Here is a 22,750-nt window from a genome sequence, read left to right as displayed (position 1 = left end):
GTGGGGATTCGTTGAGGGTTCTCTGACACGGAAACGGAGACCCTCACCGATGCTCGAAAAGCTGCCGCACGCCGTCGGCGAGGCCCTGTCCGGCGTCCGAGCCGGCACGCAGAATGCCGCCTTCCACATGGTCGCCGCGGAGGCTCCCGCGACGCTCCGCGTGACGAGCGGGGCCTTCGCCGACACCGCGCCGATTCCCGCCCGCTACACCGCGGACGGCGACGGGCTCTCGCCGCCCCTCGCCATTGCCGGCGTGCCGGACGGCGCCGCGGCGCTGGTCCTGTTCGTGGAGGATCCGGACGCGCCCTCGCCCCACCCCTTCGTCCACCTCATCGCCTGGAACCTGCGGCCGGAGGACCAGAGCTTTCCCGAGGGCGCGTTCGCGAGCCCAGCGGGCGACGGCTTCCGGCACGATCTCGGCCGCAACTCGTTCCAGAAGGAGGGATGGCTGCCGCCGGACCCGCCCACCGGCCACGGCCCGCACCACTACCTGTTCCAGGCTTTCGCCCTCGCCCGCCCGGCGGAACTGCCCGCCGCGCCGGGACGCAGCGCCCTGCTCGACGCACTTCAAGGCAACGTGATCGCCAAGGGCCTGCTGACGGGGATCTACGAGCGGGCGTGAGCGACGGGGCAAGCGCCGGGGAAAGCGACTTGCGCGCACCGCGCGCGAGCGGGCATGACCGTCCTCGAACGCGGCGCCCATCGCATCCCGCCGGTCGGGGGGCTGCGGTGCGGGACGACCGGCGCTATGAGGGAGACAGCGCGGAATGAAGGCCCTGGTTTGCAGCCGGCTCGGCGGCCCGGAGGATCTCGCGGTTCAGGATCTGCCCGATCCCGTGCCGGGGCCCGGCGAGGCGCTGGTGCGGGTGCGGGTCGCCGCGCTGAACTTCTTCGACACGCTCATCATCGCCGGCCGCTATCAGGTGAAGCCGGACCTGCCGTTCTCCCCCGGCGGCGAGGCCTGCGGGGTGATCGAGGCGCTGGGCTCGGACGCGGAGGGCTTTTCCGTCGGAGACCGGGTGATGGTCCATCTGAGCCACGGCACCGCCCGCGAGCGGATCGCGGTGCCGTTCAAGCGGCTCGCGCGGGTGCCGGATGCCGTCTCCGACGAGACCGCCGCCGGGCTGTCGATCACCTACGGCACCACGCTTCACGCGCTCCGCGACCGCGCCGACATCAAACCGGGCGAGACCCTCGTCGTGCTCGGCGCCTCGGGCGGCGTCGGGCTCGCCGCGGTCGAACTCGGCAAGCTGCTGGGCGCGCGCGTGATCGCCTGCGCCTCCTCGCCTGAGAAACTCGAGACCGCCCGCGCCCACGGCGCCGACGAACTGATCGATTACAAGGCCGATAACCTGCGCGAGGAATTGCGGCGGCTGACCGGCGAGCGCGGCGTCGACGTGGTCTACGACGCGGTGGGCGGGGATCTCGCCGAGCCCGCCATGCGCGCGCTCGGCTGGAAGGGCCGCTTCCTCGTGATCGGCTTCGCCGCGGGCGAGATCCCGAAATTTCCCCTCAACGTCATCATGCTCAAGGGCATCGACGTGCAGGGCGTGCATTGGGGCGCCTTCGTCGAGCGGGAGCCGGAGGCGCATGCCGCCAACCAGGACCGGCTGCTCGCCTGGGCGGCGGAGGGCAAGCTCACCGTGAAGGTGCACGGCGTCTACCCGCTCGACGCCTACGAGGCGGCGCTCGGCGTGCTGATCCGCCGCGAGGCTGTGGGCAAGGTTCTGCTCGACCTCGCCCCCTGATCACCGGGCCGGGACGGACAGCAAGTCCCTGGAAGACGTGCCGAAGGGCAACCGCCCCGCCTCGAACGGCAGCGATATGCCAAGATTGTATCGGGCGCAGCCCCGCAATCGGCCCGGATTAAATCATCACCGTACTCGTGATGCGGCCGGGTGCCGGGGACTTCCAATCCAGCACCTCATGGACCTGCAAACAACCCTGAATACCCGCTCAAATTTTTAACAATTGTAATCGATGAAGGTCGGGAGCGGGACGGCCCGCCTCCTCCCGGATCGAATTCGATGCTCTCGAAGTGCCGCTTCATCGTTCTGATGCAGCTTGCGGTCGGCTGCCTTGGGGCAACCACGGCGGGTGCCCAGACCCTCGACGCCGCCAAGGCGGCCTACAAGCGGCCGACGCATATCCCGTTCCCGGACGAGGCGCCCTACGCGCCCCAGACGGCAACACTGGGCAAGATGCTGTTCTTCGATCCCCGCCTCAGCGGCAAGCAGAACCTGAGCTGCGCGAGCTGTCACAACCCGTCCTTCGGCTTCGAGGTGCCCGTCCCCGGCGCGATCGGCGCCACCAACAAGCCCCTCGCCCGCAAGGCGCCCTCGGTGCTGAACGCCGCCTGGATCCCGACGCTGTTCTGGGACGGACGCGCCCCGAACCTCGAAATGCAGGCGATGGGTCCGATCACCGCCGACGCCGAGATGGACGGGAAGTTTCCGGAGATCATCGCCCGCCTCAAGCGCATCCCGGAATACAAGGCCTCGTTCGACGCGCTGTTTCCCGGCCGCGGCGTGAGCCAAGACACGATCCTGACAACGATCGCCACCTATGAGCGGACCGTCGTCTCCGGCTGGGCCCCGTTCGACCGCTGGGTCGAGGGCGACGAGGCGGCGATGTCGGATGGGGCCAAGCGCGGCTTCGCGCTGTTCACCGGCAAGGCCGCCTGCTCGGGCTGCCACACCGGGTGGAACTTCACCGACAACAAGTTCCACGACATCGGCATCGACACCAAGGATATCGGCCGCGCCGCCTTCGATCCCGACGACCGCTACACGAAGCACGCCTTCAAGACGCCGGGCCTGCGCAACCTGAGCTACCGGGCACCGTTCGGGCATGCGGGTCAGTTCGCCGATCTCGACGCGATCATGGCCCATTACGAGTCCGGCGGCCTCCAGCGCCCGTCGAAGTCGCCGCTGATCAAGCCGGTCGCGCTCACGCCCGACGAGCGTGCGGACGTGATCGCCTTCCTGCGCTCGCTCACGGCGGACCAGACCGAGACGGCCCTGCCGAACCTGCCGAACTGACCGGCTTCCGCCGACCTCCACCCGCCGCCCGCGCGTCCATCCAAACGAACGACGAGACGAATCCGCCATGTCGATTCGCCATAAGATCCTGTTGCCGCTCCTCGGCTTCATGCTGCTCGGCGGGCTGCTCTCCGCGATGACGGGCCTGACCGGACTCTCCGCCTTCGGGGAACTCTCGGGTCTCGCCGGGCGCGCCGTCGAGGCGAGCGAGGCCAGCCGGTCCGCCCGCGATCGCTTCCGCCGGGCCGAGGCCCTGGTGGCGCGGGTCACCGCCATGACCGACCTCCTCGACATGGGCCGGATCGGCGGCGAGTTCACGGCGAATGCCGACGCCCTCGATGCCGGCCTCGGCCGGCTGAAGGCCTCGGCGCTCTCGGAGCGGATGCTCGCCCTGTCCAGAACCGCCGAGGCCGAGGCTCGGCAGTGGCGCGCGGGCGCGGAGATCCTGCTGGGCCTGCGCAAGGCGCGCGAGATCCCGACCCTGGCCCTGATGGCGCGCAGCAGCGCCGCGATCGGCCGCGACCTCGACGAGGCCGTGACGCTCGCCGCCCAGGAGGCGCAGGCGCAGATCGGGGCCACCGGCGCGGCGATGACGCGGAAGATCTGGCTGATGCTCGCGCTCTCCGCCGCGACCATCGTCGCCGGCTCGGGCGCGGCATGGTGGCTGGCGGGCACCCTCTCGAAGCCCCTCGTCCGGCTGGCCGGCGACACCAGCCGGCTGGCGGGCGGCGACCTCGACGTGGCCTTGCCGGCCACGGAGCGCCGGGACGAGATCGGCGCGATGATCGCCGCGGTCCAGGTGTTCAAGGACAACCTCATCCGCAGCCGCGCCCTCGAAGCCGAGACGGCCTCGGCGGGTGCGGCCGCCGAGCGCCGGGCGATGGTGCGCAGCCTCGCCGACGGCTTCGAGGCGTCGGTCGGGCGCATCGTCGGCACGGTCGGCACCTCGGCCGCCCAGCTCCGGGAGACCGCGCGGACGATGAGCCTCACCGCGCAGCACACCGCCGAGCGCTCCGCCCGGATGAGCGCCGCGGCCGGCGAGGCGGCCGCCAACGTCGATGCCGTGGCGGCGGCGACCGAGGAACTCGGCGCCTCGGTCTCGGAGATCGGTCGCCAGATGCAGGAATCGGCGGCCCTCGCCAACGGGGCGGTGCAGGACGCCGACCGCACCGCCGGCGTGGTGCGGGAACTCAGTGCCGCCACCGCGCAGATCGGCGAGATGGTCGCCCTGATCTCGAGTATCGCCAGCCAGACCAACCTGCTGGCGCTGAATGCGACCATCGAGGCCGCCCGTGCCGGCTCGGCCGGGCGGGGCTTCGCGGTGGTGGCCTCCGAGGTGAAGGCGCTGGCCACGCAGACGACCCGGGTGACCGACGAGATCACGGGGCAGATCGCGCGCATCCAGGGGGTGACGGGTCAGGCGGTGGCGGCGATCGGCGGCATCACCGCCCGTATCGGCGAGATCGACGCGGTGGCGGCCTCGATCACCGGCGCCGTCGGCGAGCAGGGCTCGGCCACGAACGAGATCGTGCACCGCGTCGGCCGGACCGCGCAGGGCACCCGCGCCGTGACCGGCCATGTCGCCGAGGTCGCCGAGGCCGCGGAGCGGACGGGCGCGGCCGCCGAGCACGTGCTGCAGGCGGCCTCCGACATGACCGGTCAGGCCGAGACGCTGCGGCAGGAGGTCGCGCGCTTCCTCGTCAACGTCAGGGCCGCCTGACCGGGCGGCCCACCCTAGCGGTCGAGCCGGGCCAGCGCCGCGGCGATCCGTGCCGCTCCCGGCCCGCTGCCGGCGGCGACGGCGTGGCGGCGGTCGAGGGCGATGGCGCCGCGGTGGCTCGCATGGGTGATGGCGATCGCGAGCGCGTCCGCCGCGTCGGCGAGCTTGAACTCGGCCTTCGGCAGCAGGAACTTCACCATCGCCTGGATCTGGACCTTCTCGGCGTGGCCGTTGCCCGCCACGGTCTTCTTCACGAGGTTGGCGGCGTATTCCGCCACGGGCAGGCCGGCGAGCGCCGGCACCAGCAGGGCCACGGCGCGGGCATGGCCGAGCTTGAGCGTCGCCTGCGCGTCCTTGTTGACGAAGGTCTCCTCCACCGAGACCTCGTCGGGCGCGTGGGTCGTGAGGACGCGGGTCAGGCCCTCGTGCAGCTCGCGCAGGCGCAGCGCCAGCGGCAGGTCGCCGTCGGAGGTGACCACGCCGCAGGCGAGGTAGGACAGCTTGGTGCCCCGCGCGGTGATCAGCCCCCAGCCGGTGCGGCGCAGGCCGGGATCGATGCCGAGGATGCGGACGTCCGTGGTCATGGCCTCGGCCTCCTTCAAACCCGCGATCCGGTACGGCACGTATCGTGAACGGAGCGTTGCCGTAAACCCGCGGCTTGCGCCGCCGCCGCTCACTGAAGCTTGAATTCGCCCTCCAGCCGCAGGGCCACCTCGTCGCCCAGCAGCGGCAGGAAGGCGTTCACGCCGAATTCGGAGCGCTTGATCACCGTCCAGCCGTCGAAGCCGACGGAGTAGATCTTGTCGACCGGGTTGACGCCCGCCTGGTTGAAGGTGGCGTCGAACGAGACCGGCTTCGACACGCCGCGCAGGGTGAGCGTGCCGTTGACCCGCGCCGTGGTCGGGCTCGTCGGCTCGATCGACTGACTCACGAAGGTGGCCTCGGGAAACTTCTCGACGTCGAGGAAGTCGGGCTGCTTGAGGTGGGCGTTGAGCTTCTCGTTGAGCCCGTTGGCGCTGCCGGTGCCGATCTTGACGGACAGGCTGCTCTTGGCCGGCGCGGCGGGATCGAGGACGAGTTCGCCCGACACCTCCGTGAACTGGCCGTAATAGGTCGAGAAGCCGAGATGGCTGAGCGACCACGTGATCTTGCCGTGCACCGGATCGAGCCGGTAGCGCCCGGCCTTCACCTGCCCCGGATCCTTGGTCAGCGCGGGCGCCGCCTCCTGAGCATGGGAACCGCCGGGCGCGGCGAGGGCGAGACCCGCCAGCAGGAGGGCGGCGAGGGCGAGCGTGCGCTTCATGCGGTCACCTTGTCGGTTGTGCCGCCAAGACGGATATGGCCTTAGGCCGGTGGCGGCAACGGACCCTTCGAGGATCGACAGTATCAGATGATCGGCAAGCTCAAGGGGATCGTCGATTCCTACGGAGAGGACTTCGTCATCCTCGACGTGAACGGCGTCGGCTACGTCGTGCACTGCTCCGCCCGCACCCTGCAGCGCCTGCCCAAGCCCGGCGAGGCGACGGATCTCGCCATCGAGACGCATGTGCGCGAGGACATGATTCGCCTCTATGGCTTCCGCTCGGACGCCGAGCGGGAGTGGTTCCGCCTGCTCCAGACGGTGCAGGGGGTCGGCACCCGCGTGGCCCTCGGCGTCCTCTCCGTGCTGGAGCCGGCCCAGCTCGCCACCGCCATCGCCACCGGCGACAAGGGCGCCGTCGCCCGCGCCCCCGGGGTCGGCCCGCGCCTCGCCGCCCGCCTCGTGGCGGAACTCAAGGACAAGGCGCCCGCTTTCGCTCCCGTCGATCCCGCGCTCGTCGCCCTGACCGGGGCCGTCGAGGACAGGACCGCGCCGCAGCCCGTCGCCGACGCGATCTCGGCGCTCGTCAATCTGGGTTATCCCCAGGTTCAGGCCTCTGCCGCCATCGCCGCCGCCCTGAAGGGTTTGGGCGACGGTGCCGAGACCGTGGAGGCCAAGACGCTGATCCGGCTCGGGCTGCGGGAGCTGGCGCGGTAGAAGGCTCAGCCGCCCTCGTCGAAGGGCGGCGGCTGCAGCCGCTGCCAGGCGGATGCGATCCGCTCGGGCTTCACGTCGAGGGCCTCGGCACAGGCCAGCAGCGACGGTTCGTCGCTCATCACGTGATCGAGAACGGCGCCGAGAAACCCCGGATCGTGCAGGCTCTCGCGCAGCGTTCCGGGCTCCAGGCCGCTTGCGGCGACGAATCGGAACAGCCGTTCCTCGTCGGCGGCAAGCCATCCGAGCACCTCGATCGCGAGACGTTCGCTCGCGCCATCACTATGATCAAGTTTGCGTTTCATCAACGAGTGGCAGTTTAAGAGAGTACGAGGGCCGGGCCACGGGGTGGAACGCCATCGCGACCGCGCCGGAGCAGGTCATGAAGAAAACCGTTCTCATCGTTGAAGACAACGAGCTGAACATGAAGCTCTTCAACGATCTGCTGGAGGCGCACGGCTACGCCACGCTCAAGACCGCCAACGGCATTGAGGCGATTGAACTTGCGCGCGCCCACCACCCAGACTTGATCCTGATGGACATCCAGCTTCCCGAAGTCTCGGGCCTGGAGGTGACAAAGTGGCTCAAGGATGACGACGACCTTCGTAACATTCCCGTGATCGCTATCACGGCTTTTGCAATGAAGGGCGACGAGGAACGCATTCGTGAAGGCGGATGCGAGGCCTATTTGTCCAAACCGATCTCGGTTGCCAAGTTTTTGGCAACGGTCCGTCGCTACATTGGCGATGACGGCGCTCCCTGAGACCACTTCGGACTGAATGCCGTCGCGGTCGTGAAGGCCGCGCATCGGAGGAACGATGTCCGCTCGCGTCCTGATCGTGGATGATCTCTACCCCAACGTCCGATTGCTCGAGACGAAGCTGTCTCTCGAGTATTTCGACGTGGCCGTGGCGATGAACGGGCCCGACGCCCTGGCGATCTGCGAGAAGGGTGCCTGCGACGTCGTGCTCCTCGACGTGATGATGCCGGGCATGGACGGGTTCGAGGTCTGCCGCCGGCTGAAGTCGAACCCCGTGACCGCCCACCTGCCGGTGGTGATCGTCACCGCCCTCGACCAGCCCGCCGACCGGCTGCGTGGCCTCGACGCCGGGGCCGACGACTTCCTGACCAAGCCCATCGACGACACCGCGCTGCTGACGCGGGTGCGCAGCCTCGTGCGGCTGAAGGCGGTCACCGACGAGTTGCGCTCGCGCGCCCTGGCGACGCGGGAGATCGGCGGGCCCGATCCCCTGGCGCTGGCTGCCGCCGATACCGGCGAAGGCGCGCGCATCCTCCTCGTGGAGGATCGGCCGAGCGCCATCGACCGCATCGGCACGGCGCTCTCGCAGCACCATCAGGTCACCGTGGAGACCGATCCGCACCGGGCCCTGGTGCGGGCGCCGGAGGGCGGGTTCGACCTCGCCCTGGTGAGCCTCGACCTCGAAGGATTCGACGGCCTGCGCCTGTGCAGCCAGATCCGCTCGCTGGAGCGGACCCGCAACATGGCGCTGATCATGATCGGCGAAATGCACGAGAAGGCCCGCATCACCCGCGGCCTGGATTTCGGCGTCAACGACTACCTGTTGCGCCCGATCGACCGCAACGAACTGATCGCGCGGGTGCGCACGCAGGTGCGGCGGCGCCGCTTCTCGGAGACCCTGCGCGGGGCGCTCCAGGCCTCGATGGAACTGGCGATCACCGACGACCTGACGGGGCTGCACAACCGGCGCTACCTCGACCGGCATCTCGGCCCCGTCTTCGGCGAGGCGGCGCTGCAGCAGAAGGGCCTCGCCTGCCTGCTCCTCGACATCGACCGCTTCAAGTCGATCAACGACACCTACGGCCACGAGGCCGGCGACGAGGTGCTGCGCGCCTTCGCCGAGCGCATCCGCCAGTACGTGCGGCCGATGGACATCCTGGCCCGCTACGGCGGCGAGGAGATCGTGATGGTGGTGCCCGGCGCCGAACTGCCCGATGCCCGCGCCATCGCCGAGCGCATCCGCGAGCGGATCGAGGCGACGCCCTTCGCGATCGACGGGGGAACCCGCGACATCGGCGTGACCGTCTCGGTCGGCGTCTCCGTGCGCCGCACCACCGATACCGGCCCGGCCGACCTGCTCAAGCGCGCCGACACCGCCCTCTACCGCGCCAAGTCCTCGGGCCGGAACCGGGTCGAGGCGGCGGCGGCGTAGCACGACCTCAAACCGATTTTTCCTCGGGCTCGAGCGCCGCCGCGACGCCCGTCGGCGGCGACAGGCCGAGCAAGCGCGCAATCTCGTCACCCTCCGATCCTCCGAGGAGGTCAGCCAGGGTGTAGCGGTCCAGCACCGCCAGGAACGCCGCCAGCGCCTCGCCCAGGGCCCGCCGCAGGCGACAGGGCGCGGTGATCGCGCAGGATCCCGCAGAGAAGCACTCGACCAGCGCAAGGTCGTCCTCGGTCTCGCGCACCACGGCGCCGACGACGATCTCACCCGGCGGCTTGGCGAGGCGCAGGCCCCCGCCCCGCCCCCGGATCGTCTGGATCAGCCCGAGCCGGCCGAGTTGGTGCACCACCTTGGTGAGGTGGCTTTCAGAGATCCCGTAGGCCCGTGCGATCTCGGCGATCGAGCTCTGCTTCGGCTCGCGCAGGCCGACATAGATCAGGGTCCGCAGGGCGTAGTCGGTGTAGCGGGTCAGGCGCATGGCGGTTCCGGGCTGCCCTTAAGATGCATTCCATTTGCATGTTTTCGAGAGGTGCCTTAAAAGATTCATGTCGAATGAATCTTTGGATCCGCCGATGCCCGCACCGCTCTCGCCCCATACCGTTGCCATCATCAAAGCCACCGTTCCGGCCCTCGAAACGCACGGGCTCGCCATCACCCGGCGCATGTACGAGCGGTTGTTCGAGAACGCCGACATCCGCGACCTCTTCAATCAGTCGCACCACGGCGAGACCGGCTCGCAGCCCAAGGCGCTCGCCCTCGCCGTACTGGCCTATGCCCGCAACATCGACAATCTCGGCGCGCTGACGGGCGCCGTGGAACGCATCGCCCAGAAGCACGTCGCGCTCAACATCCTGCCGGAGCACTACCCCCACGTCGCCGATGCCCTGCTCGCGGCGATCCGCGACGTTCTCGGCGAGGCGGCAACGCCCGAGATCGTCACGGCCTGGGGCGAGGCCTACTGGTTCCTGGCCGAACTCCTGATCGGCCGCGAGGCCACGATCTACCGTGATCTCGCCGCCCGCACCGGCGGTTGGAACGGGTGGCGCGACTTCGTCGTGGAGAGCGTCACCTCGGAAAGCGAGACGATCCGCTCCTTCGTGCTGGTTCCGGCCGACGGCGGTCCGGTGATGCGCCACGAGCCCGGGCAGTATCTCGGCTTTCTCGTCGATCTGCCGGGCCGGGGCGTGCTGAAGCGGAACTATTCGATCTCCTGCGCTCCCAACGCGCGCGCCTACCGCATCACGGTCAAGCGCGAGGATGCGGCGGCCCATCCCGCCGGCCTCGTCTCGAACTGGCTGCACGGGTCGGCCCGGCCTGGAACCGTGCTGAAGGTCGCCGCCCCCGCGGGCGACTTCTTCCTCGACCGGCAGACTACCGAACCGGTGGTCCTCGTCTCCGGCGGCGTCGGCCTCACCCCGATGGTCAGCATGCTGGAGAGCATCGCGGCGGAGACACCGGAGCGGCCGACCTGGTTCGTCCACGGTGCCCTCAACGGGCGGGTCCACGCCATGCGCGGGCACGTCCAGGGCCTCGTGGCAAACCGGGACGCCCTCTCGACCCGTACCTTCTACGCCGAGCCGGAGCCGCAGGATCGGCCCGGCGAGCATTTCGACGAGGCCGGGATGATCACGGCTGAGTGGCTCGTCGCGAACACGCCCTCAGCGCGCGCGACCTACTACCTGTGCGGACCCAAGCCCTTTTTGGCCGCTCTGACGAACGGCCTTGCCCGCGCCGGCATCCCGGCGGAGCGGGTCCGGTTCGAGTTCTTCGGTCCCGCCGACGAGCTTCTCGAAGAGCCGAAACAGGCGGCCTGAACGGCGAAGCGCCGATCCCGGCGGCGGCTCAGCCCGCCCCCGGATCGGTCTCGTCGCCCTGCGCCGGCGCGCCGGGCTTGCCGTCGGTCTTCTCGTTCGGGTCCTTGACCGCATCGGGTGCGCTGTTGGCGGGCTTGGTCCCGTCCCGGCGCTCCCGATCCGTGTCGCGATCGTCCCTGTCCTGCCCGCCCATCGTCGCAGCTCCCTCGGAAATCCGCTCGCTCTTCAGGACCGCTTGGCCCGGTCGGGCTCGCCCGCGACGGGCTCTCCTTCCCGCGGGCCGGCCGAGGCCTTGCGGTCGGAATGGCCCCCGGAGGAGCCACCGAGCGCCGGAGGCGTCCGTCCCGCCGCGCCGCTTCCCTGGCCCTCGCCGCCCCACTCGCCGCGCCGCTCGGCATCCGAGCGCCCGCCCGAACCCTGGCCGGTAATCGCCGCCTGCTCCGGCGTCTGATGCCCGCCGCCCGTCGGGTGCGGGCCGCGGGAGCCGACCGCCTCATCGGGCTTGCGGGTCCCGGTGTTGCTCAGATCCTCGTCGGGCCGGTTCTCATTTCCCATCGGACTCTCCCTGAGACGACCCGTGGCGCGGCGCCTCCTCCTGACCGACGGCGGCGGTGGCGCGCTCGATCGCCTCCTGCGCCGCCGCGTCGGGCTGCGTCCGGGAGGACGGATCGGAGATCCGGCGCAGGTTTTCCGGAGGGGTCTCGGCCTCGGTCTGGTCGACCGCGTCCCGGGCTGCGGCGGAGCGATCCGTGCCGGAGGCGATGCGTGCGGTCTCGGCCGTGCCGTCGGGATGGCTCTTCAGATCGCCTTGCGTCCGCGCGGGCACGCCCACGTCGAGGGGCGAGGCGGTGCCGAAATCCTGGCCGTTGCGATCCGCGTCGGCGTCGAACTCCTTGAGCGACGGCCGGGTGCGGGGGGTATCCGTCATCATCATCCTCCCAATCTGACCGGGACAACAATCCGGGACCGGAGGAGTTGCGGCGCGGGACCGTCGCAGGCCCGCGCCGCATCGGAAGACTAGAGCCGTGTCCGACCTGATGGCATCAGGTCGGCGTCTCTAGGTTTTTGTTTTGACGCGCATTCTTTCGACGAACCGGTTTCCACGTCGTCGGAATGCGCTCTAGCCGATGCCCTCGAACAGCACCGAGGAGATGTAGCGCTCGGCGAACGAGCAGGCGACGGTGACGATGCGCTTGCCCTGGAACTCGGGGCGGCCCGCCAGCTCCAGCGCCGCGGCGACGTTGCCGCCGGTCGAGATGCCGCCGGGGATGCCCTCGAACTTGGCGAGGTCGCGCGCCGTGTCGATCGCCTGCTGGTTCGTCACCTTGAGCACGCCGTCGAGGATGTCGGTGTGCAGGTTGTCGGGGATGAAGCCCGCGCCGATGCCTTGGATCTTGTGCGGGCCGGGCTGGCCGCCGGAGATCACGGGGCTGTCCACCGGCTCCACCGCGAACACCTTGAGGCCGGGCAGACGGGGCTTGAGCACCTCGCCGACGCCGGTCACCGTGCCACCGGTGCCGACACCGGCCACGAAGGCGTCGAGCTGCCCTTGCGTGTCGTTCCAGATCTCTTCCGCCGTGGTCTTGCGGTGGATCTCGGGGTTGGCCGGGTTGGAGAATTGCTGCGGCATCACCGCGCCGTCGATCTCGCGCAGCAATTCCTCGGCACGGCCGATGGCACCCTTCATGCCCTGCGGGCCGGGGGTCAGTTCGAGCTGCGCGCCGAGGAAGGCGAGCATCTTGCGCCGCTCCAGCGACATCGTCTCCGGCATGACGAGGATCAGGCGATAGCCGCGGGCGGCGGCGACGAAGGCGAGCGCGATGCCGGTATTGCCCGAGGTCGGCTCGACCAGCGTCCCACCGGGCTTGAGCCGGCCGGAGGCTTCGAGCGCGTCGATCATGTTGACGCCGATGCGGTCCTTCACGGACGAGATCGGGTTGAAGAATTCGAGCTTGAGCAGGATCTCGGCATCGACGCCCCGCTCCTTGGTGAGCCGGTTGAGGCGCACGAGCGGCGTGTTGCCGATGGTCTCGGTGATCGAGCCGTAGACGCGGCCGTGTCCGGGCTTCCGGACGTCCGGGGTCGAGGTGTCTGTCATCGTCTGTCCGCTCCCTGAGCATCCCCGCGCCGGCCCGGCACGGGAGCGCGCCAATACGAAAGGCTTCGGCATCGGTCCGGAGGATGACCGGCATTCGGCAAAGCCGATGCGAAACCAGAAACTTAGCACTCCCGCCATGGCAGGAGCCGCTGCGGCGACGCGTAGCTGATTTCGCAAGCTCCGTCGAGCTTCCCGCCCGGCGGATACCAGCCTTTACACGGAGACCGCACGGCTGAGCTTAAAGGGAGAATTTTATTTTCCTTTTTCGCGCCCGAACGACAGTATTGTCATCCTCGACGCGCCGCCAGGACAGTGCGGTTACGGACCGGGGCCGTGCGTCAGGCCGTGAGCAGGCGGGTCGCGAGAATCAGGATGGCGATGCCTGAGCTGGTCGCAAGGACGGCCAGGGTCGCGGCGCCGTCGTGGTGGGCGCGGAGGAAGTCGTAGCGCGCCGCGGCGGAAGCCGCCGGCCGCACCTTCGGGACGACGCGCTGGTGAACCCGGCCGATCCGCATTCCGTCTCTCCGCCTGAGCGGCCGCGCGGGGCGCGACCGAGGAGGGCGAGAAAACGGCGCAGGGGCCTGACGGAGGGTGAATCCGGATCCGCCTCCGCGAATCGTCGTCAACGGGGTGTTAAAGCGGGGCCGCGCCGGCGCGTTCGAACGGCCGGCGCGCGGTCCGGAAGGCCAGCTGTTACAGGGCCCGGTCAAAGCGCAGTTCGCCGTTCTGGCTGCGGATCACGAGCTGCGAGCCGTCGAGATCCCATTTGCCCGCCGTGCGCAGGGCGATGAGGAAGGCCTGCTCGGACGCCGCCAGCGCCTTGTCGCAGGTCTTCTTGGTCAGCGCCAAGGGGCCGACGGCGAGGTGCTGCTCGCGCAGGGGGAAGGCGGTGGCGGTGAAGGTGTTGCAGCCGCCGTAACCGCGGGCGCGGTACTGGGCATCGATGATGAAGCTCGGGCGGTCCGCGCCGGTGAACGGCTTGCCGTTCATGCTCACCGCGGTCCACATCGAGCCGAGGGGAAACATCTTCTCCGTCGGCTTGGCGCCGGGGACGTATTGCGGCTTCTTCTCCGGCTGCTTGCCGGCGCCGAAGCCGGACGGATTACCGCCCATGCCCATCTGCGCTGCGGCGGGCACGGTCGCGAGCATGCTCGCGGCAACCGCGCAGGCCAGCGTAGCGGTCAGCATCCTGTTCATCGTTCAGCCCCCTTTCCTGCTCGGCTGCTTCACCCCGGAGCCGTCCTTAGGCCGCATGCGCGCGGACACGGCTCTCGACTCTTCGCCCGGGACGACACGGGCGCCGGTCTGAGCGGGCCACGCATCCGAATCCTGGGCGCTAGGGGGAATCGGCACAGATTCAAGCACAATTATGGTCGAGACCGGATCGAGGCCCGGTTCGGCTGCGATCCTGTCGGTTTCCACGCTTCGTCAACCTTGTGCGTCAGGACTCTCCCGCGGGGGAACCGCGCGCGGCGGGCAAAACGCCGTTTCGCACAAGCTTTGCCGAAACGATCCGGCCCCTCGCGCGGTTGAAAGATCGTCGTTGAATGAACGATCGGGGTCGAACGCCCCCTTGCTGCCCTGCGCTGCCCTGTGCTGCGCGGCATGGGGGTGCCGTCACAAGGATCGAGGAGAGCAGTTTGACGGGATCGGACGAAGGAGCGTCGAGCGGCGCCTCGCCCAACACGATGACGGCCGCCCAGTGCCGGGGCGCCCGCGGCCTGCTCGGCTGGTCGGAGGCGGAGCTCGCCCGCCGCTCAGGGCTGGACGAGGGCTTCATCAAGGGTTTCGAGGCCGGCACGGGCGATCCCGCCTCCGGCCAGGTCGAGGCCCTGCGCAGCGCCCTGATGCAGGGCGGCGTCGTCCTCACCAACGGCGCCACGCCGGGCGTCAGGCTCTCGGAGGAGCAGCGCGGCGGCAACGAGGGCACGCGGGTCGATCAGCTCACCACCGAGAACGATCGCTGACGCCCGCCGTCACGCCGTCGCCAGGGCCTTGAGGTCGAAGCCGGGATCGGAGGCCTGTTCGGGCGTCAGGGTCCTGCCGGCGGCCAACAGGCGCCGGGCAGCCATGTGGTCGGCGGCGCGGTCCACCGACTCGACGGCGCTGAGCCTACCGTCGCGGAAGCGGAACACCGAGAAGCCGGCGCTGGCGCGCCGCAGGACGCTGGCGTCGTCCGGCGCGGCGAGCCCGGCGATCTGAAGCTTGCGCGGGCCCTGGTCGCTCCAGAACCACGGCACCGCGTCGTAGGCGGCGGGCCGCCCGATGAGTCGCGCGGCGAGGCAGCGGCCCTGATCGACCGCGTTCTGCACCGATTCGATCCGCACCCGGTCGCCGCCGGGCAGGCCGGCCGCGAAGCGGGTCGGGAAGCGTACGCAGTCGCCGATGGCCGAGATCGCCGGATCGCTCGTCGCGAGGAAGGCATCGACCTCGATGCCGTCGCGCACCGCGAGCCCTGCGTCCTCCGCGAGTTCCTGGTTCGGCACCACGCCGATGCCGACGACGACGAGGTCGGCGGGCAGGCTCTGGCCATCGGCGGTACGCACGGCAGCGACCCGCCCCCCCTCGCCTTCGATGGCGGTGACACCCGCCCCGAACAGGAAGGCGACGCCGGCCTCCTCGTGGAAGGCGCGGAACGCCTGCGAGGTCTCGGGCGAAACCGCCCGCGCCATGACCCGCTCGGCCGCCTCGATCACGGTGACGGAGAGGCCGCGAGCGGCGCAGACCGCCGCGAATTCGAGCCCGATGAAGCCCGCCCCCACTACGACGATCCGGCGGATGCCCTCGATCGCCGCGCGCAGGGCGTCGGCGTCGTCGAGGGAGCGCAGCTGGCGAACGCCCGCGAGATCGGCTCCCGGCACCGGCAGCGTCCGGTTGCGGGTGCCGGTGGCGAGGATGAGGTGGTCGTAGCCGAGCGACCCACCGTCCGAGAGCCGCACCTGGCGCGCGCCGCGGTCGAGAGCCGTCACCCGCGTTCCGGCCCGGTGATCGATGCGGTGCTCGGCGAAGAAACTCTCCTGCCGCAGCAGCAAGCCGCGGGCGTCGGTCTTGCCGGCGAGATAGGCCTTCGACAGCGGCGGGCGCTGATAGGGCAGCGCCGCCTCGTCACCGACCAGGATCAGGCTCCCGGAAAAACCCGCTTCCCGCAGCGAGGCGGCGGCTTGAAATCCCGCCTGCCCCGCTCCGACGATGACGATGCGGTCCATCGCCTCGCTCATTCGCCCGCCTCGGCCGGGCTGCGGATGGCCTTGAGCGACCGACCCGCCGCCGGCTCGTCGGCGAAGAAGCCGCCGGGAATGCTCGGCAGGAAGCGGCGCCCCTCCTGCGCGAGGTAGTCCCAGAACGCGTCGGAGGCGGGCCCGAGCACCTTGTCGGCGCGGCGCACCACGTACCAGTCGCGCCGGATCGGCAGCCCCTCGACGTCGAGAAGGACGAGGCGCCCGCTCGCCACCTCCGCCGCCACCGAGTGTCCGGACAGGAGCGCGATGCCGAGGCCCGCCATCACCGCCTGTTTCAGCGTCTCGTTCGAGCCCGAATCGATCCCGAGCTTGGCCCGGCGGATCATCACGCCGCTCATGAATTCCTCGAACACCGAGCGGGTACCCGAGCCCTCCTCGCGCACGAGGAAGGACTCCTCCGCCAGATCCGCGCGCGTCAGGCCGCGCCGTCCGGCCATCGGGTGGTCGGGCGCGGCGATCAGAACCAGGGGATGGGGCCCGAACGTCTCCGCCTCGATGGCGAAGTCCCGCGGCGGGCGGCCCATGATCGCGAAATCGATGTCGTAGTTGCGCAGCGCCTCGATCGTGTCCTGGCGGTTGCCGACGGTGAGCGAGATCTCGACCTTCGGGTGGCTCTCCATGAACCCGGCGATCACCTGCGGCGCGAAGTACTTGGCCGTCGAGACCACGCCGAGGCCGACCCGCCCGCCGCCGCCGCCCTTGAGCGTCCGCAGCCGGTCGGTGCAGGTTTCCAGCACGGTGTTGATGCTGTTGATCGCCCACAGCATCTCGCGGCCGGCATCGGTCGGCTTGAGGCCGGTCGGCGTGCGGTCGAACAGGAGGAGGCCGGCCTCCTCCTCGAGCTGGCGGATGCGGGCGTAGAGCGCGGCGGAGGTGACGTTCAGCTCCTGCGCGGCCCGCGTCATGGTGCCGAGCCGCGCCACCGCGGCCACCGCCTGAAGCTGCTTGAGCGAGAGATTGCGCATGCCTCGGTTTTAGTTTTTTTGCGGGGCACCACAAGTTTTTTTAGAAAACCTTCGACAGCACTCCCCTGCCGTCTGGCGCTGCCGCCTCGCCACAGCGTATCATAGCTCGGAACAGGCCTGCACGCCTCCGGGCACGCATGGCCGGCAAGAACGCTGCGCAGGACCTCAGGATGTCCCGCGGCCTCGACGGGAGCGAGCCTTAGACCGATGACGAAGCCCAACGGGTCATCCCTCGACGATCATCTCGACGCCGAGGTTGCGCGGGACGCCTCGCTCGCCGACACCGCCGCCACGATCCGGGCGCTGGCCGCCGCCGCGATCGACGTGAGCGAGACCGTGGGCCGCGGGGCGCTGGCCGGCGACCTCGCCGCCCAGGGCGAGCATAACAGCGACGGCGACGTGCAGAAGGCGCTCGACGTGATCGCCCACAAGCGCTTCATGCAGGCGCTGGAAGAGGCTCCCGTGGCGCAGGTCGCCTCGGAGGAGGCGGAGGACGTGGTCTCGCTCAAGCCCGGCGCGCCGCTCGCCGTGGCGATCGACCCGCTCGACGGCTCCTCCAACATCGGCGTCGGCATGGTGGTCGGCACCATCTTCGGCATCCGTCCGGTGACGCCGGGCACGGATGTGAACGCCTCGTTCCTGACGCCCGGCACCACGCAGACCGCCGCCGGCTTCGTCGTCTACGGTCCGGCCACGACCTTCGTCGTCACGCTGGGCAACGGCACCCGCATCTTCACCCTCGATCGCGCGGAAAAGGTCTTCCGCCTGACCCACGACGCGCTGCAGATCGTGCCCTCCGCCAACGAGTATGCGATCAACGCCTCGAACGTCCGGCACTGGGACGGGCCGGTAAAATCCTTCATCGAGGATTGCCTGCGCGGCACCGAAGGCCCGCGCGACCGCGACTTCAACATGCGCTGGACCGCGGCCCTGGTGGCGGATGCGCAGCGCGTCCTGATCCGCGGCGGCGTGTTCCTGTATCCGGGCGACAACCGGAAGGGCTACGCGCAGGGGCGCCTGCGCCTCCTCTACGAGACCGCTCCCATCGCCTTCCTGATCGAGCAGGCGGGCGGCGCCGCGACCGACGGGCAGGCCCGTATCATGGAGCGGGTCGCCACCAAGATCCACGAGCGCTCGCCGCTGGTGTTCGGCTCCACCGAGGAGGTCGAGTGCGTGGCCAAGTACTATGACGGGCGCCAGCCCAGCGCCGGCCGCTCGCCCCTGTTCGGCCAGCGCGGCCTGATGCGCAGCTAGAGCCTCAGCCCCTCGACATCATCCCATCCATGTCGGCGCGTCATCCCATCATCTCGGTCACCGGCTCCTCGGGGGCCGGGACCACCTCTGTCCGCAACACCTTCGAGCAGATCTTTCGCCGGGAGGACGTGAGCGCCGTCTATATCGAGGGCGACGGCTTCCACGCCTACGACCGCGACACCATGCGGTCGATGATGGCGCGCGAGCCGACGCTGAGCCACTTCGCGCCGCGGGCCAACCTCCTGCCGGAGCTGGAGGAGGTGTTCCGCAGCTACAGCGAATCCGGCACCGGCCGCACCCGGCACTACGCCCACGACGACGCGGACGCCGCCCGCTACGGCGTGCCGGTGGGCGCCTTCACGCCGTGGGAGCCGTTCCAGCCGGGCTCGGACCTGCTGTTCTACGAAGGGCTGCACGGCTGCGTCGTCGACAACAACGTCGATCTCGCCCGCTATCCCGATCTCAAGATCGGGGTGGTGCCGGTGATCAACCTCGAATGGATCCAGAAGCTGCACCGGGACCGCTCGACCCGCGGCTACTCGACGGAAGCCGTCACCGACGTGATCCTGCGCCGGATGCCGGACTACGTGCAGACGATCTGCCCGCAATTCTCGTGGACGGACATCAACTTCCAGCGGGTGCCGACGGTCGACACCTCGAACCCGTTCATCGCCCGCTGGATCCCGACCGCCGACGAGTCGATGGTGGTGATCCGCTTCAAGGATCCGAAGGGGATCGACTTTTCCTATCTGGTGTCGATGATCCACGACAGCTTCATGAGCCGGGCCAATTCCATCGTGATCCCCGGCGGCAAGCTCGATCTGGCGATGCAGCTCATCCTGACGCCGATCATCATGCAGCTGGTGGAGCGGCGGCGGCGGCTGGCGTGAGCCTTTCCGTCATCGCAGGCATCAGCGAAGCGACGACGGGAACAAGCACGACATTCAAGCGCCCTCGGCGTCCGACATCTCGACCGATGCGACCGCCCCGTCGCCGTCGAGAAACGCGGCCACGGCTTCCGAGAATTCCGGCGTGCGCAGGTAGCCGTAGGACTTGTGGTGGTTCACGCCGCCGCGCGGGCGCCGGTAGGCGTTGATCACCGGGCGGTCGGTCACGGCGACGCCGGCCGCGTTCGGGGCGTAGGCCTCGGCGAGGGTGGTGCCGACGGTCGCCACATCCTCGCGGTCGCCGAGATTGCTCCAGCGGGCCACGGCGTAGGGCACGCGCAGAGAGCCATGCTCCTCGGCGAGCCGATGCTTGATCTCGGCGAGCCCCAGGGGGGCGCCCATGGTGACGAGATGGTCGATCGGCGGGCATCGACCGTCGCGCTCCAACTGCCGCAGCACGTCGTAGGCGATCAGCGAGCCCATGGAATGGGCGGCGATCAGCAGCGGCCGGCCGGCATGCTGCATCAGCGCGTCCCGCAGCCGGCCGCGGGCGGCCTCGCGGAACGTGCTGTCCTCATAATAGCCCCACAGGTCGTCGAGCCGGTGTTCGATGATGAGGTCGTCGAGGACGAGGTGTCCCGTCTTCTCCTGCGCCCACTCGACGATGCGGTAGAGCCGGTCGGTCAGGGTCGGGGCGCAGATGCCGTCGGCGGTCGGGAACGGCCCTCGCCCCCGTGCCGGATAATACGGCTCCCGGTTATGGTCCTCGGAGAGCGGCGTGTCGTAGCGCAGGTCGGCCCAGTACACGAACTCGAAGGAGAGATCCCGAGGGTCTTCGCCGAGGTTGCGCCGCAGACCCTCGCGGATCGCCGCGGCCCACCATGCCTGCTTCTCCTCCTTCGGCGGCTTGTTGGCGAGGCCGTGGATGCCGAGGATGAGCGGGCGGGCCTGCATCGGTCGCGGAGGGGAGCCTAGCGGTTCGTCGTTCGCCGGCTCGGGACCGGCATCATCGGTCATATAGTGCGCGCGCCTATTCGGCCCGCGCGACAAATCGGCAGCCGGGTTCTCAGAGCCGGAAATCTCCTCCCCGCTTCTCGGAAGCGGAGAGGGCCGGGGGACGAGGCGGGGCGCCGCCTTGGTGTCTCTCACGAGACGCCCGCCGCGCCGTCGCGCCCGGAAGGCAAACGGTCGGTGTCCGGGCGTATTGCGTGGCGCTCTCAGGCGCCCATCTTCTCCACCAGCGCGTCGGACAGGGCGAAGTTGACGTAGACGTTCTGGACGTCGTCCTGGTCCTCGATCACCTCGACGAGGCGGATCAGCTTCTCGCCGGTCTCGTCGTCGACGTCGATGGTGTTCTGCGCCTTCCAGATCAGGCCGGTGCGGCGCGGCTCGCCGAAGCGGGCCTCCAGCGCCTTCGAGACCTCGCCGTAGGCATCCTGGGCGCAGGTGATCTCGTGGCCGTCGGCATCCGAGCGCACGTCGTCGGCGCCGGCCTCGATGGCGGCCTCCAGCATCGTATCGGCATCGGCGACGTCGGCCGCGAAGGCGATCACGCCGACGCGGTCGAATAGGAAGGCGACGGCGCCGGTCTCGGCGAGGCTGCCGCCGGACTTGGTGAAGGCCGAGCGCACGTCGGAGGCGGTGCGGTTGCGGTTGTCGGTCTGCGCCTCGACGATGAGCGCGGCGCCGCCGGGGCCGTAGCCCTCGTAGCGGATCTCCTCGTAGTTCTCGCCGTCGTTGCCCACCGCCTTCTTGATGGCGCGCTCGATGTTGTCCTTGGGCATGTTCTCGGCGCGGGCCGCGAGGATGGCGGCGCGCAGGCGCGGATTCATCGAGGGGTCGGGCGTGCCGAGCTTGGCCGCCACCGTGATTTCGCGGGCGAGCTTGCTGAACACCTTCGAGCGGACCGCATCGACGCGGCCCTTGCGGTGCATGATGTTCTTGAACTGGGAATGCCCGGCCATGGCGGGATGGTCTTCTCGTTCGTGCGGGCGGAGGGCTCCTTCACGGCTGAAGGATCCTCGACGTCGCGCGGGATGTGTCGGGGGCTCCGCTTATAGGCCGCCGCCGCCCCCCGAGGCAACGCGGGGCATGTCTCGGCGAACCGGACCGGCCCGCCGGCGTTCGGTGAGGATGAGGATGGAGCCGCGCAGGCACGACGACAGGGCGGCCGGGCGCCGGAGCGGGGGCGGCTGGCGGTTCGGCCTCGCCGCGCTGCTGGGCGCGCTCGCCGGGGCGACGCTGTTCCCGCGCCCCGCCAAGGGCCGCGACCGAGACGATCTCAGGGCTGATCCTGCTCCAAGAGCGCCCGGTAGCGCGCCGCCGAGCGGCTGACGACGGCGCTCGCATCCTCCGCGATGTGCAGGCCGAAGGCACCGTAGAGGCGTGCGAAGGCCCGTCCCTCCAGACGCGCCGCGATCCGCGCCACGGTGGCTCCCGAGAGCGGCAGCCAGTTCGGATAGCTCCACAGGAAGGAAACGCTCTTCCGATCCGCGCCGGGCTGCACGATGTCGCCCGCGAGCAGCGCGCCGCGCCCCTCCGCCGCGTCCCGCCAATGCAGGACGGTTCCCCCGGGAAAATGGCCGCCGAGCCGCAGGAGGTCGAGGCCAGGGAGGATCGTCCGCTCGTCCTCCTCCCAGAACACCACGCGGTCGTCGGGGCGCATCACCCAGTCGCGGTCGCGGGCGTGAAGGTAGACCGGCGCGTCGAACGCCGCCGCCCAATCGGGCATGGTCGTATAGTAGTGGGGATGCGAGATGGCGATGCCGGCAAGGCCGCCCAGCGCCCGCACCAGTTCCACCGTCGCCGGATCAAGCAGTGCGACGCAGTCCCACAGCACGTTTCCATGCGGCGTGCGCAGCAGGAAGGCGCGCTGGCCGATGCCGAAGCGGGGATGGGTCTCGATCTCGAACAGCCCCGGCTCGACCTGCCGCCACGCATTGGCATGGCTCGCCGCGAGCGCATCCGGCGTGGTCCAACTCTGGCCCGAGGCCGGCACGTATTGCCGCTCCTCGTCGCAGATCGGGCAGCGCGGCGGCGGGGCCGGCCTGTCGGGAAAGCTGGTTCCGCAAGTGACGCAGATCGGGGTCGCCACGGGCCCTCCTCCCGCTCCGCTCCTCGCTCAGCCGCCGCGATAGCCCTGGCCACCTTCGGAGGCCGGCCCCTCGCGCGAAGGGACCTCCTCGTCTCGCTCGCCACCCATGTTTCCCGGCTCGGTCGGCGCCGGGGAACGGTGCCCCGGCACGGGCGCGGAGACCGGTCGCGGCTCGTAGCTGCGGGCGCTCGGGGTCTCGGCGGGATCGTCGGGTCGGGTCGCGTCGGTCGGGCTCAAGGGGCGTCTCCGAAGGCTTTCCCGGGGAAGAGCCGGATGGCGCGGACGGTTCCCGCGGACGGCCTGCCGATGCAGGAACCGGTGTCACAGGTCGGAACCGGTGACGGAGACCGAGAACCGATCTGGCATCCGCGCGGTTCAACGGGCAGAACCAGGGGCACGCCCTCTGGCCCGGACAGGCCC

Annotated in this window: 27 protein-coding genes; 11 read left to right on the top strand and 16 right to left on the bottom strand. The window is 70.0% G+C overall.

The window, feature by feature from the left end; genetic code table 11:
- Nucleotides 1-49 precede the first annotated feature (49 nt).
- The 4 genes from HNR51_RS22335 (at nt 50) to HNR51_RS22320 (ending at nt 4,761) form a co-directional block, all read left to right on the top strand.
- On the top strand, nt 50-622 hold the full coding sequence (locus tag HNR51_RS22335) for a YbhB/YbcL family Raf kinase inhibitor-like protein (RefSeq protein WP_182556396.1): 573 nt from the start codon (nt 50-52) through the stop codon (nt 620-622).
- Between the two features lie 145 nt (nt 623-767).
- The gene (locus HNR51_RS22330) at nt 768-1,748 is read left to right on the top strand and encodes an NADPH:quinone oxidoreductase family protein (RefSeq protein ID WP_182556395.1); all 981 of its coding nucleotides are present in this window, start codon (nt 768-770) and stop codon (nt 1,746-1,748) included.
- A 279-nt stretch (nt 1,749-2,027) separates the two neighbouring features.
- Nucleotides 2,028-3,041, top strand: a complete 1,014-nt coding sequence (locus HNR51_RS22325; RefSeq protein WP_239681550.1) for a cytochrome-c peroxidase — start codon at nt 2,028-2,030, stop codon at nt 3,039-3,041.
- 67 nt (nt 3,042-3,108) lie between these two features.
- Nucleotides 3,109-4,761: a methyl-accepting chemotaxis protein gene (locus tag HNR51_RS22320; protein ID WP_182556394.1), complete on the top strand. Its 1,653-nt coding sequence runs from the start codon at nt 3,109-3,111 to the stop codon at nt 4,759-4,761.
- Nucleotides 4,762-4,775: 14 nt separating this feature from the next.
- Here the strand turns inward: HNR51_RS22320 and ruvC are convergent, their stop codons facing one another.
- Entirely contained in the window at nt 4,776-5,345 is a 570-nt protein-coding gene (gene ruvC, locus HNR51_RS22315; protein WP_012452836.1) for a crossover junction endodeoxyribonuclease RuvC, read from the bottom strand.
- Nucleotides 5,346-5,434: 89 nt separating this feature from the next.
- Nucleotides 5,435-6,064 carry a YceI family protein gene (locus HNR51_RS22310; RefSeq protein ID WP_182556393.1) on the bottom strand — a complete coding sequence of 210 codons (630 nt, stop codon included), beginning with the start codon at nt 6,062-6,064 and terminating at the stop codon, nt 5,435-5,437.
- An 87-nt stretch (nt 6,065-6,151) separates the two neighbouring features.
- Here HNR51_RS22310 and ruvA point away from each other — a divergent pair, with 87 nt between their 5' ends.
- Complete coding sequence (gene ruvA, locus HNR51_RS22305) at nt 6,152-6,778, top strand: Holliday junction branch migration protein RuvA (RefSeq protein WP_012452838.1); 627 nt, start codon at nt 6,152-6,154, stop codon at nt 6,776-6,778.
- A gap of 5 nt (nt 6,779-6,783) precedes the next feature.
- Here the strand turns inward: ruvA and HNR51_RS22300 are convergent, their stop codons facing one another.
- A complete protein-coding gene (locus tag HNR51_RS22300; protein WP_012452839.1) occupies nt 6,784-7,080 on the bottom strand; it encodes a DUF3572 domain-containing protein in 297 nt (98 codons plus the stop codon).
- Between the two features lie 77 nt (nt 7,081-7,157).
- Between HNR51_RS22300 and HNR51_RS22295 the strand changes: the two genes are divergently transcribed.
- On the top strand, nt 7,158-7,538 hold the full coding sequence (locus HNR51_RS22295; RefSeq protein WP_003599942.1) for a response regulator: 381 nt from the start codon (nt 7,158-7,160) through the stop codon (nt 7,536-7,538).
- Nucleotides 7,539-7,593: 55 nt separating this feature from the next.
- Nucleotides 7,594-8,967 carry a PleD family two-component system response regulator gene (locus tag HNR51_RS22290; RefSeq protein WP_182556392.1) on the top strand — a complete coding sequence of 458 codons (1,374 nt, stop codon included), beginning with the start codon at nt 7,594-7,596 and terminating at the stop codon, nt 8,965-8,967.
- A 7-nt stretch (nt 8,968-8,974) separates the two neighbouring features.
- Here the strand turns inward: HNR51_RS22290 and HNR51_RS22285 are convergent, their stop codons facing one another.
- Nucleotides 8,975-9,457, bottom strand: a complete 483-nt coding sequence (locus HNR51_RS22285; RefSeq protein WP_012452841.1) for an Rrf2 family transcriptional regulator — start codon at nt 9,455-9,457, stop codon at nt 8,975-8,977.
- Between the two features lie 94 nt (nt 9,458-9,551).
- Here HNR51_RS22285 and hmpA point away from each other — a divergent pair, with 94 nt between their 5' ends.
- Nucleotides 9,552-10,793 (top strand): NO-inducible flavohemoprotein, encoded by a 1,242-nt coding sequence (gene hmpA, locus HNR51_RS22280; protein ID WP_182556391.1) that lies wholly within the window; start codon nt 9,552-9,554, stop codon nt 10,791-10,793.
- A 28-nt stretch (nt 10,794-10,821) separates the two neighbouring features.
- Here hmpA and HNR51_RS22275 read toward each other — a convergent pair whose 3' ends face one another.
- The 6 genes from HNR51_RS22275 to HNR51_RS22250 all read right to left on the bottom strand — a co-directional run bounded on the left by HNR51_RS22275 (nt 10,822) and on the right by HNR51_RS22250 (nt 14,088).
- A complete protein-coding gene (locus tag HNR51_RS22275; RefSeq protein ID WP_182556390.1) occupies nt 10,822-10,986 on the bottom strand; it encodes a hypothetical protein in 165 nt (54 codons plus the stop codon).
- A 32-nt stretch (nt 10,987-11,018) separates the two neighbouring features.
- On the bottom strand, nt 11,019-11,348 hold the full coding sequence (locus tag HNR51_RS22270; protein ID WP_182556389.1) for a hypothetical protein: 330 nt from the start codon (nt 11,346-11,348) through the stop codon (nt 11,019-11,021).
- Nucleotides 11,338-11,721 (bottom strand): hypothetical protein, encoded by a 384-nt coding sequence (locus HNR51_RS22265; protein ID WP_152275983.1) that lies wholly within the window; start codon nt 11,719-11,721, stop codon nt 11,338-11,340. The genes HNR51_RS22270 and HNR51_RS22265 overlap by 11 nt, the downstream gene beginning before the upstream one ends.
- 192 nt (nt 11,722-11,913) lie before the next feature.
- A complete protein-coding gene (gene cysK, locus HNR51_RS22260) occupies nt 11,914-12,891 on the bottom strand; it encodes a cysteine synthase A (RefSeq protein ID WP_012452846.1) in 978 nt (325 codons plus the stop codon).
- Nucleotides 12,892-13,229: 338 nt separating this feature from the next.
- A complete protein-coding gene (locus HNR51_RS22255) occupies nt 13,230-13,406 on the bottom strand; it encodes a hypothetical protein (protein WP_012452847.1) in 177 nt (58 codons plus the stop codon).
- Nucleotides 13,407-13,584: 178 nt separating this feature from the next.
- The gene (locus tag HNR51_RS22250) at nt 13,585-14,088 is read right to left on the bottom strand and encodes an META domain-containing protein (RefSeq protein ID WP_182556388.1); all 504 of its coding nucleotides are present in this window, start codon (nt 14,086-14,088) and stop codon (nt 13,585-13,587) included.
- A gap of 491 nt (nt 14,089-14,579) precedes the next feature.
- On the opposite strand from HNR51_RS22250, the gene HNR51_RS22245 reads away from it, so the two are divergent.
- Nucleotides 14,580-14,858 (top strand): helix-turn-helix domain-containing protein, encoded by a 279-nt coding sequence (locus HNR51_RS22245; RefSeq protein ID WP_182556515.1) that lies wholly within the window; start codon nt 14,580-14,582, stop codon nt 14,856-14,858.
- Nucleotides 14,859-14,867: 9 nt separating this feature from the next.
- On the opposite strand, the gene HNR51_RS22240 is transcribed toward HNR51_RS22245, so the two are convergent.
- Entirely contained in the window at nt 14,868-16,109 is a 1,242-nt protein-coding gene (locus HNR51_RS22240) for an NAD(P)/FAD-dependent oxidoreductase (protein WP_182556387.1), read from the bottom strand.
- The gene (locus HNR51_RS22235; protein ID WP_141950498.1) at nt 16,106-17,095 is read right to left on the bottom strand and encodes a LysR family transcriptional regulator; all 990 of its coding nucleotides are present in this window, start codon (nt 17,093-17,095) and stop codon (nt 16,106-16,108) included. The genes HNR51_RS22240 and HNR51_RS22235 overlap by 4 nt, the downstream gene beginning before the upstream one ends.
- 207 nt (nt 17,096-17,302) lie before the next feature.
- Between HNR51_RS22235 and HNR51_RS22230 the strand changes: the two genes are divergently transcribed.
- Both HNR51_RS22230 and HNR51_RS22225 read left to right on the top strand, forming a co-directional pair.
- Nucleotides 17,303-18,349: a class 1 fructose-bisphosphatase gene (locus HNR51_RS22230; RefSeq protein ID WP_182556386.1), complete on the top strand. Its 1,047-nt coding sequence runs from the start codon at nt 17,303-17,305 to the stop codon at nt 18,347-18,349.
- A 29-nt stretch (nt 18,350-18,378) separates the two neighbouring features.
- Nucleotides 18,379-19,239, top strand: coding sequence for a phosphoribulokinase (locus HNR51_RS22225; RefSeq protein WP_012452853.1), 861 nt, complete (start codon nt 18,379-18,381; stop codon nt 19,237-19,239).
- A 54-nt stretch (nt 19,240-19,293) separates the two neighbouring features.
- Here the strand turns inward: HNR51_RS22225 and HNR51_RS22220 are convergent, their stop codons facing one another.
- The 4 genes from HNR51_RS22220 to HNR51_RS22205 form a co-directional block, all read right to left on the bottom strand.
- Nucleotides 19,294-20,190 carry a hypothetical protein gene (locus HNR51_RS22220; RefSeq protein WP_182556385.1) on the bottom strand — a complete coding sequence of 299 codons (897 nt, stop codon included), beginning with the start codon at nt 20,188-20,190 and terminating at the stop codon, nt 19,294-19,296.
- Nucleotides 20,191-20,453: 263 nt separating this feature from the next.
- Complete coding sequence (locus HNR51_RS22215) at nt 20,454-21,200, bottom strand: YebC/PmpR family DNA-binding transcriptional regulator (protein WP_152275987.1); 747 nt, start codon at nt 21,198-21,200, stop codon at nt 20,454-20,456.
- Between the two features lie 317 nt (nt 21,201-21,517).
- A complete protein-coding gene (locus tag HNR51_RS22210) occupies nt 21,518-22,330 on the bottom strand; it encodes an MBL fold metallo-hydrolase (RefSeq protein WP_012452856.1) in 813 nt (270 codons plus the stop codon).
- Between the two features lie 27 nt (nt 22,331-22,357).
- Complete coding sequence (locus HNR51_RS22205; RefSeq protein WP_182556384.1) at nt 22,358-22,567, bottom strand: hypothetical protein; 210 nt, start codon at nt 22,565-22,567, stop codon at nt 22,358-22,360.
- Between the last annotated feature and the right edge of the window lie 183 nt (nt 22,568-22,750).

This window comes from Methylorubrum thiocyanatum (assembly GCA_014138645.1).
Taxonomy (GTDB): domain Bacteria; phylum Pseudomonadota; class Alphaproteobacteria; order Rhizobiales; family Beijerinckiaceae; genus Methylobacterium; species Methylobacterium thiocyanatum.
The sequence above is the reverse complement of the archived record's forward strand: the minus strand, read 5'-3'. Positions and strand labels throughout refer to the sequence as shown.